Source organism: Nocardia panacis (genome assembly GCF_003598715.1).
Lineage (GTDB): Bacteria > Actinomycetota > Actinomycetes > Mycobacteriales > Mycobacteriaceae > Nocardia > Nocardia panacis.
In genome coordinates this window covers 1-2575 of sequence record NZ_QZFU01000040.1, presented here as the reverse complement: position 1 = coordinate 2575, position 2575 = coordinate 1, and the positions used below count along the sequence as shown (strand labels likewise).

The 2575-nt window shown below is 63.6% G+C and carries 2 protein-coding genes; both read left to right on the top strand.

Features of this window, described 5'->3' with window-relative positions; all coding sequences use genetic code 11:
* Window positions 1-1636, top strand: a 1636-nt coding sequence (locus tag D5S18_RS27970) for a type I polyketide synthase (RefSeq protein ID WP_120044117.1), incomplete at its 5' end; no start/stop codon positions are given.
* Between the two features lie 2 nt (window positions 1637-1638).
* On the top strand, window positions 1639-2575 hold a 937-nt coding region (locus D5S18_RS27965), incomplete at its 3' end, for a beta-ketoacyl synthase N-terminal-like domain-containing protein (protein ID WP_203236956.1).

Below are 2575 nucleotides of genomic sequence, written 5' to 3'. Positions count from 1 at the left end.
GGATCTGGCGGTGGCGCCGTTGGTGGGTTTGGTGCGTAGTGCTGCTGCGGAGCATCCGGGCCGGTTCGCGATGGTCGATCTCGATGGTGTCGACGGTTCACGCCAGGTGCTGGCGGGGGTGTTGGGGATCAGTGACGAACCTGAACTCGCTGTGCGTGCGGGGTCGGTGTTCGTGCCGCGCTTGACGCGTGTGGCAGCAGAAAGCCTCGACAAGACACGACAGAACCGACAGCGGGTCGATCCCGAGTCCACGGTGTTGATCACTGGTGGTACCGGGGGGCTGGGTGCGGTGCTGGCCCGGCATCTGGCCAGCGAGCACGGTGGTCGGCACCTGTTGTTGGTGAGCCGGCGTGGTCCCGATGCCGAAGGGGCCCAAGAACTTCGGGCAGAGCTGGCCGAGTTGGGTTGCCGGGCCGAGCTGATCGCGTGTGACATCGCTGACCGGGACCGGTTGCAGCAGTTGCTGGACTCGATTCCGGCTGAGCGTCCTTTGGCCGCGGTGTTCCATGTGGCCGGCGTCCTCGACGACGGGGCGGTGGAGTCGCTGGAGCACGATCAGGTCGAGAAGGTGTTGCGGCCCAAGCTCGATGCGGCCTGGTATCTACACGAGCTGACCGCGTCGCTGGGTTTGGTCGAGTTCACAATGTTCTCCTCGGCCGCGCCTTTGCTGGGTGGTCCTGGACAGGGCAATTACGCGGTGGCCAATGCTTTCCTGGACTCGCTGGCTGCGCATCGGGTGGCTGGTGGGTTGCCCGCGACGTCGCTGGCGTGGGGTTTGTGGGCGCATACCGGTGGTGGTGGTATGCACGAGCAGCTCGCTGCCGCTGATCGTGCACGAGTCGAACGCCAGATCCGTAATCGGTTGGGGTTGGTGCCGATCCCGGCGCGACGGGGTATGGAACTGTTCGATCTGGCTCGCTGTCAACACGATTCGTTGCTGGTGCCGATGCTGGTGGACACGGCGGCATGGCAGGCACAAGCACACGCGGGTGTGGTGCCCACTGCAGTGCGTGGTCTGGTCTCGGTCACGGTGCGAGGCGAGCGTTCGGGGTCGCTGGCGCGGCGTTTGGCGGGTGTCCCGGAGACCGAATGGGATGCCCTGCTCCTGGCCGAGGTCCGTACTCATGTCGCAGCGGTGCTCAGTCACGACTCGGTCCACGACATCGGATCCGATCGTGCTTTCAAGGAACTCGGGTTCGACTCACTCGGTGCGGTCGATCTGAGAAACCGCCTGTCCCGGGCGACCGGACTGACCCTTCCCGCCACCCTGGTCTTCGACCACCCCACCCCCACCGCGGTGGCCACCTACCTCAAAACACAAATACAAGGCAAGGCAGGCAATGGGTCTTCTCGGCGAGGTGTCGGCGAGAAAAGCCTTGTCGATGGACTCGACAAGATCGAGTCCATGATCGCCGCTCTTGCCGCGAATGACCAGGTCGAGGGCCATGTCGAGCAGCGGCTGCGGTCGTTCGGTTTGAAACTGAACGCGCTGTTGGCCGGTATCGAGGACTGGGATACCGATGAATCCGCCGAGGACCTGGCTTCGGCATCCGACGACGAACTCTTCGAAGCATTGAACAACGAGCTCGACAGTTCCAGTTCTGCTGGGACCGCATCACACGACGGGAGAGCCTGACCATGGCGAACGAAACAGAACTGCGTGAGCATCTGCGGAAGGCCATCGGCGATCTCCGCAAATCCAATCAGCGAGTGCGTCAACTCGAACAGATGGCCCACGAGCCGATCGCGATCGTCGGTGTCGGTTGTCGGTATCCCGGTGGGGTGCGGTCTGCGGGTGATCTGTGGGATCTGGTGTCGCAGGGCCGGGATGTGATCTCAGGGTTCCCGGATGATCGTGGCTGGGACGTGGAGGGTCTCTACGACCCAGATCCCGACCGGGTGGGAACCGCGTATACGCGTGAAGGTGGTTTCCTCGACGACGCCACCAGGTTCGATGCGGAGTTTTTCAACATCTCCCCCCGTGAAGCACTCGCGATGGACCCGCAGCAGCGAGTGCTGCTTGAGGTGGCGTGGGAGGCGTTCGAATCGGCGGGGATCGTCCCCTCGACGATGCGAGGCTCGCACACCGGCGTCTATATCGGGGGCATGACAACCGACTACGGGCGGCCGATGAACCAAGCACCGGCAGAACTTAGCGGATTCGTACTGACAGGCAATATCGACAGCGTCTTGTCTGGTCGCATTTCGTATGTGTTGGGTTTGGAGGGGCCCGCGGTGACGGTGGATACGGCGTGTTCGTCGTCGTTGGTGGCGTTGCATCAGGCGTGTCAGGCTTTGCGGGCGGGGGACTGCTCGACGGCGCTGGCCGGTGGTGTAGCAATTTTGGGGGATCCTCAGGGATTTGTGGAGTTCTCCCGAATGCAAGCGTTGTCGCCGGATGGGCGGTGCAAGGCGTTCTCGGCCGAGGCCGACGGGACTGGGCTTGCCGAGGGTGCTGGTGTGTTGGTGTTGGAGCGGTTGTCGGATGCGCGTCGTCTCGGGCGTCGGGTGTTGGCGGTGGTGCGTGGTAGTGCGGTGAATCAGGATGGGGCGTCGAATGGTTTGACCGCGCCGA